This is a genomic window from Longimicrobiaceae bacterium (genome assembly GCA_035696245.1).
In the GTDB taxonomy this organism is placed as follows: domain Bacteria; phylum Gemmatimonadota; class Gemmatimonadetes; order Longimicrobiales; family Longimicrobiaceae; genus DASRQW01.
In genome coordinates, this window is the sequence record DASRQW010000324.1 from 1 (window position 1) to 6,369 (window position 6,369).

Genomic DNA, 6,369 nt, shown 5'->3' on the forward strand with positions numbered 1-6,369 from the left:
CACCTACTCCGGAGGTGACGAATGACCAAGCGCGCAAGACCAACAAGCCCGCGCCCGACCATCCCTGGCGCAAGCAGGGAACCTTTCGCCGGACATTTCTAAATCAACCAGACCCCGGACTTTTCTAAATCAACGCGACAATTTCGTTCGCGTGTGGCTGGATCGGAACGTTTCCGTGACTTTCGGATGTGCTCCGCAATTTCGCGGGATACGAGACACCCGGCGCGCGGAGCGGGTCCACGGGCCGGGTTCTCGGTCTTCTGCCAACTGGCGATGCGGTCCTGGCGATGCTTGGCGTGCGACGCGGATCGGGAGATGCGCGTCGGGCGATGGGATCGGGAGATTTGAGGCGGGGGCTCATCTCACCCGAATCGCGCTCCGCGGGCGCCACGGCGGATGCGGAAGAGTGGAACTACACGCCGTCGTCGAGGATGCGGTCGCGGTAGCCGCGGCTAAGCTTCAGCTCGGTGCTGTCGTTGAGGACGACCATGTAGTCGCCCTTGAACAGCGTGTGGATCACCTTCACGCGCTCCAGGTTCACGATGGTGCGCCGGTGGATGCGGGCGAAGTGCGCGGGATCCAGCCGCGTTTCCATCTCGCTCATGGTCGTACGGACGAAGTGCACCTTCCCGGCGGCGTGCACCTTCACGTAGTTGTCGGCCGCCTCGAACCAGTCGATCTGCTCCATCTTCAGGAAGAAGACGCGGCCGTTGTCCTTGATGGAGAGGCGCTGGAGGTAGCGCAGCGGCGTGGGCGTCGCGGCGTCCGCGCCGTCTGCCGAGCGGGCCGCGCGGTAGTCGCCGAGCAGGGCCTCCAGCTGGCGGCGCACCTCTTCGCCCATGCCGCCGGAAAGGCGGGCGCGGGCCTTGGCGAGCGCCTCCTGGAAGGTGCGGCTCTCCACCGGCTTCAGCAGGTAGTCGACCGCGTGGACGCGGAAGGCCTGGAGCGCGTAGTGGTCGAACGCGGTGACGAAGACGACGGCCGGCATGGCGGCGGACCCCAGCGCCTCGATGACGCCGAAGCCGTCCAGCCCCGGCATCTGCACGTCCAGGAACACCAGGTCCGGCCGAAGCTCCTGGATGGCCTCCACCGCCTCGAAGCCGTTGCCGCTCTCGCCCACGACCTCCACGTCGGCGTGGCGGCGCAGCATGAGGCGCAGTCCGGAGCGCGCCAGCGGCTCGTCGTCCACGATCAGCGTGCGCAGCGCCGCCACGGCTCAGACCCCCACGCGAACGGTGGATACATCGGCCGGCGAACCATCCATCGGTGCAACATCGACCGTCGGCCCATCGGGCGAGGACGCAGCCGCCGAGGGTGCATCGGCAAGCGACCCGAACGCATCTGCCGACAGCGTTCCCGCAACTCCCCTCGCCCTTCCCGCATCTCCCGACAACCCCGCATTGCCGGGCAGCGTCGCATCTCCCGACCGCATCGCATCTCCGGACGAAGTCGCGCGATCCGTGGACATCTTTTGCGCATCTCCCAAATTCGCCGTCGTGGGACGGGAGGATGAAGGGACGGCGATGGATGGCGGACGCGCGGCGGGGTCGATGGTGAACGGGAGGCGGACGGTGACGCGGAAGCCGCCGCCGGGGGCCTCGCCCACGCGCAGGGGGCACTCCTCGCCGTACATCTGCTCCAGCCGCTCGCGGGTGTTGCGCAGGCCCACGCCCTCGCGGATGGCGCTCACGCCGCCCACCAGGCCCGGCCCGTTGTCCGTGACCTCGACCACCAGCGACTCGCCCTGCCGCGACGCACGGATGCCGATGCGCCCCGGCCCGGTCTGCTGCGCGATGCCGTGGCGGATGGCGTTCTCTACCAGCGGCTGGAGCAGCAGCACGGGGACCTCGGCGTCCAGGCACTCCGGCTGCACCTTCCAGCGCACGGAGAGGCGGTCCTGGAAGCGCACCTTCTCGATTCCCAAATAACGGCGCACGAAGGCGATTTCCTCTCCGAGCGGCACGCACGCGACGGTCTGCCGCACTGAAGCGCGGAGCAGGTCGGCCAGGCGCGTGACCATGCGCACCGTCTCGCCGCGGCGCCCCTGCCGCGCCAGGACGGCGATGGAGTTGAGGGTGTTGAAGAGGAAGTGTGGCTGGAGCTGGGCCGAGAGCGCCTGTAGCCGCGCCTGCGACAGCCCCGCCTCGAGCTGCGCCGTCCGCGTGCCGATGCGCGCCGCCTCCAGCTCGCCCGCGCGGAACTTCCGGTAGAAGTCCAGCGCGTACCAGCCGCCCACAATCAGGGCGTAGTTGAGCACCTCCATGGCGTAGTACACGGCCAGCATGTTCCCCACCGCCGCGGCTATGGGCATGCGCCCGCCGCCGCGCATGAGGCGCGCGACCAGCGCCGTGCCCAGCAGGTGCAGCACGGGGAAGGCGGCGGCGGCGGCCACGTGCACGCCCACGTTGCGCGCCCGCCCGCCCGCGAGCGGGAAGCGCCGCGCCAGCGCCAGCACGCCGGGCACGAGCAGCGCCATCACCGCCCACGGCGCCAGCGACCCGGCGAGCGCCTTCCAGAAGTCCACGCGCTGGCCGTCCTGCGCCCCGCGCAGCACCGCCTGCATGGTTTCGATCACCGCGAACAGCAGGCACACGGCGAGCAGCACCGCGGCCTTCCGCCACCGCGGCGCTCGCCCCGTACGCACATCGTGCCCGGCCACGCCAGCTTCCATGCGTCCTCGGTCTAGCGGTGGAGACCGTTCCTCGGACGAGACGAGAACGGCGGATCATGGGGAACGGGGGATGATAATGCGAGAGGGGGCCGGATGGAGAGCCTGCGGGGGCGAACTGCGGCTGCGAGGGGCGAGCTGCGGAAATGCGCAGCGAGCGGCCGAGGGAGAACCGCCTATGCCGGCGCCGGCTCAGGAGAGGCCGGCGTGGAAGTGGACGCCCGTTGCGGGCCTCCCATGACCATTACTACGGAGAGGGACAGGAAGAGGAAGGCGGAGTTCTCCGCAATGAGGATGGTCCCCCTCCACTGAAGGAAGATGCCCGCCAGCCAAAGCAGCCGTACGACGAGCACCGTCGAGCGAAGGCGGTGCTCGGGGCTCCGCCAGTCCCACGCGAACGTCAGCAGACCCGCACTCGTCACGACGCCAAGCGCGACCACCACCTCGCCGCCCATCGCGACGTTCCACCAGAGCCACGCGGCGAGCGCGGGGAGCACCACGGCAATGGACCCGGCGAGCCGCGAGGCAACCGCGACGGATATGCTCAAGCCCAGCATCATCCACCCGGGGACGTAGCCCGCCACGGCGAACGTCGCGAACGGCAAACCGATGCAGAGCATCCCCAGGAAACCCCACTGGAAGACCACGGCTGCCCGCCCGTCTCGTATGATCGCGGTCAGGAGCACCGGGAGCACCAAGGCCGGAATGAGGCAGAACAGGCGAACCCCCACGGCGAGGGGAGCGCGAAAGTCGCGGGGGCGCGCCTGCCGTACGTCGGTGAAGAAGCTGCTCCACGATTGCATATCGGTCTCCGTCTCAAACGGTGGCTGCGGGCGGATGCGGAGGTGCCGAGCGGCGGGAGAGAGACGCGGCGCGCAGGCTGGCTGCCAAGGCAGGCCGGTGTTCCGCCGCGGGAGAACCTAAACTCGTCCCGGTGGAGCGACAAGCATTTTTCTCCGCCTGCCTGCCGCCGCCCTCCATCTCACGGGATCACCTTGCGCGGGGCTTCGGCGGCGGGGCACTTTCACGGCGGATGGACCGACTTCCCCGCATCTCCCGAAACTACCGATGAACCGAACGTCCCTTCTCGCCGCCGGGCTGGCGGCGCTCGCGGCCTGCGCGCCCACGGTCGGCCCCACGTCGGCCGGCGAGCCGAGCCCGCGCCCGGCGCTCGCCACCTACGCGGCCGACATGGTGCTGCGCAACGGCAAGATCTTCCTGGCGGACGACGCGGGCACCATCGCGCAGGCGGTGGCGCTGCGCGACGGCAAGGTGGTCGCCGTGGGCAGCGACGCCGACGTGGCGCCGCTGGTGGGCCTGCGCACGCAGGTGACCGACCTGGGCGGGCGCTTCGTGACGCCGGGCTTCAACGACGCGCACCTGCACTTCGCGCCCGGCGGGGCGTCGCTGCTGGACGTGCAGCTGCTGGGCGCGACCTCGCTGGACACCATCGCGGCACGGGTGAAGGCGGCGGCAGACAGCGCCCGGCCCGGCGAGTGGATCCAGGGCCGCGGCTGGGACCAGACGCGGCTGCCGGCCTCGCAGCTCACGGCGGTGGGCTGGCCCACGCGCGAGGTGCTGGACCGAGCGGCACCGCACAACCCGGTGCTGCTGGGGCGCGTAGACGGCCACACCGCCTGGGCGAACGCCGAGGCGCTGCGCCTGGCCGGCATCACCCGCACCACGCCCAACCCGTCCGGCGGCGAGATCGTGCGCGACCCCGCCACCGGCGAGGCGACGGGCATCCTCAAGGAGAGCGCGGCCGGGCTGGTGGAGCGCGTGGTCCCGGCACCCAGCGCGGCGCAGGTGCGGCGTGCCGTGAACGCCGCGCTCGACCTGGCGGCGCGCACCGGCGTGACCAGCGTGCAGAGCGAGGTGGACCCCACGTCGCTCCAGGTCTACCGGGAGATGGAGCACCAGGGCTCGCTCACCGTGCGCATCTACGGCTGGCTGCCGCTCACGATGGAGAGCATCCGCGGCTTCCGCACGCTGGGCGAGTCCGCGCCGTTCGGCGACGACTGGCTGCGCATCGGGATGCTGAAGGGCTACACCGACGGTACGCTGGGCTCGCGCACGGCGTACATGCTGGAGCCGTTCAGCGACGACCCGTCCACCCGCGGCCTGCCGCAGTACCGCGACTCGCAGCTCGACTCGCTGGTGGCGGCGGCCGACGCGGCGGGGCTCCAGGTGATCCTGCACGCCATCGGCGACGCGGCGAACCGGCAGGCGCTGAACGCGTTCGAGCGGGCGGCGCGCGCGAACGGCACCAGCGGCCGGCGCCACCGCATCGAGCACGCGCAGGTGCTGGACCGGGCGGATATCCCCCGCTTCCGGCAGCTCGGCGTGATCGCGAGCATGCAGCCCACGCACGCCACCAGCGACATGCGGTGGGTGGAGACGCGCATCGGTCACGAGCGCGCCGTGGAGGGCGCGTACGCATGGCGGTCGCTGCTGAACGCGGGCGCCAGGGTCATCTTCGGCACCGACTTCGCCGTGGAGCCCATGAACCCGATGGAGGGCATCTACTCCGCCGTCACCCGGCAGAGCCGCGAGGCGCCGGGCACACCCGCGGGCGGCTGGCTGCCGGAGCAGAAGCTGACGCGCGTGGAGGCGATCCGCCTCTACACCGCCGCGCCGGCCTACGGCGAGTTCCAGGAGGCGCGGAAGGGCACGCTCCAGCGCGGCATGCTTGCCGACCTCGTCGTCTGGGACGCCGACCTCCTTACCATTCCCGAGGCCGACATCCTCAAGGCCCATCCGTGGATGACCGTCGTCAACGGCCAGGTCGTCTACCATCAGTAGCCGTCCGCCGGAACGAGGCTTGGTAGATTGAAAGGAACGCGCGGGGCGGGTTGCCCCGCGCGTTCTTCGTTTTCGGTCGATAGCGAGAGATGCGCATCAGCCGAGCGGATTCGGGTCGAGCAGACGGGGTCGCAAATGGGGAGGCTTCGGATGCGATAAATCGCACCCCTACAGGTGGTTAGGCTCTCGATGAGGTGCTGAAAGGACGCGGGCCCCGCGATCCCCTTCTTTCGAAGTGGGTTCGCGGGGCCGCTTGCTGGTAGGCGATGCGCTCGGGGGCGCTGGCGGGATGAGGGGCGGGAAGCCTGCGGTTTTTTCACTGCGAGGAGGGAAACTACGGTACTGCAACTGCGATCTATGGTGCAGCGGGTCCCGGCGGTCGCGCCGATTCCGCTTGGGTGAGCGTCGTCAGCCGTTGACGCGGTTCAGCAGTGCCTCGATGGCGGCGGCCTTGGCGTGCGGCTCGGTGATCTCGCCCGCGTCGGTGCGCGGGGCGGGCCCGTTCTGGCGGGCCTGGACGGGGCTGGCGGCGTGCAAGCGATCGGCGCCGCGCCTGAACCATTGCTGCATCTGCGTTTCCTTCATCGTCGAGTTGCGGAGGTCCCGCGGTTACGTGATTCCTGGGCGGCCGTGCATCCTCTCGATCCTCCTGCCGGCTGCCCATCATCAAGGCAACTGCCGAGCCGTCCCGGCCCGCAAAGCGCATCCGGATACACAGCAACGAGATACGACGGATCGACCGAAAGCTGACCGCCCGCCCAGCGTCCGTTTTCGGGACAAGCCGGTCCCAGGAGTGGGGCACGCACGCCGCAGCAACCGCGTGACTGCACCGTCTGTGTCCCAATAGAGCGCATCGTCTTTCCCGCATCCTCCGAAATCCGCCACTACGACGAGAAGCG

At 70.1% G+C, this 6,369-nt stretch carries 5 protein-coding genes; 1 reads left to right on the forward strand and 4 read right to left on the reverse strand.

Annotation, left to right across the window (positions count from 1 at the left end; genetic code table 11):
* Nucleotides 1-412: 412 nt before the first annotated feature.
* The 3 genes from VFE05_15075 to VFE05_15085 all read right to left on the reverse strand — a co-directional run bounded on the left by VFE05_15075 (nucleotide 413) and on the right by VFE05_15085 (nucleotide 3,471).
* Nucleotides 413-1,213: a LytTR family DNA-binding domain-containing protein gene (locus VFE05_15075; protein HET6231394.1), complete on the reverse strand. Its 801-nt coding sequence runs from the start codon at nucleotides 1,211-1,213 to the stop codon at nucleotides 413-415.
* 3 nt (nucleotides 1,214-1,216) lie between these two features.
* Nucleotides 1,217-2,671, reverse strand: a complete 1,455-nt coding sequence (locus VFE05_15080) for a sensor histidine kinase (protein ID HET6231395.1) — start codon at nucleotides 2,669-2,671, stop codon at nucleotides 1,217-1,219.
* 173 nt (nucleotides 2,672-2,844) lie between these two features.
* The gene (locus VFE05_15085; GenBank protein HET6231396.1) at nucleotides 2,845-3,471 is read right to left on the reverse strand and encodes a hypothetical protein; all 627 of its coding nucleotides are present in this window, start codon (nucleotides 3,469-3,471) and stop codon (nucleotides 2,845-2,847) included.
* A 265-nt stretch (nucleotides 3,472-3,736) separates the two neighbouring features.
* Between VFE05_15085 and VFE05_15090 the strand changes: the two genes are divergently transcribed.
* Nucleotides 3,737-5,470, forward strand: a complete 1,734-nt coding sequence (locus tag VFE05_15090; GenBank protein ID HET6231397.1) for an amidohydrolase — start codon at nucleotides 3,737-3,739, stop codon at nucleotides 5,468-5,470.
* A gap of 408 nt (nucleotides 5,471-5,878) precedes the next feature.
* On the opposite strand, the gene VFE05_15095 is transcribed toward VFE05_15090, so the two are convergent.
* The gene (locus tag VFE05_15095; protein HET6231398.1) at nucleotides 5,879-6,040 is read right to left on the reverse strand and encodes a hypothetical protein; all 162 of its coding nucleotides are present in this window, start codon (nucleotides 6,038-6,040) and stop codon (nucleotides 5,879-5,881) included.
* Nucleotides 6,041-6,369 lie beyond the last annotated feature (329 nt).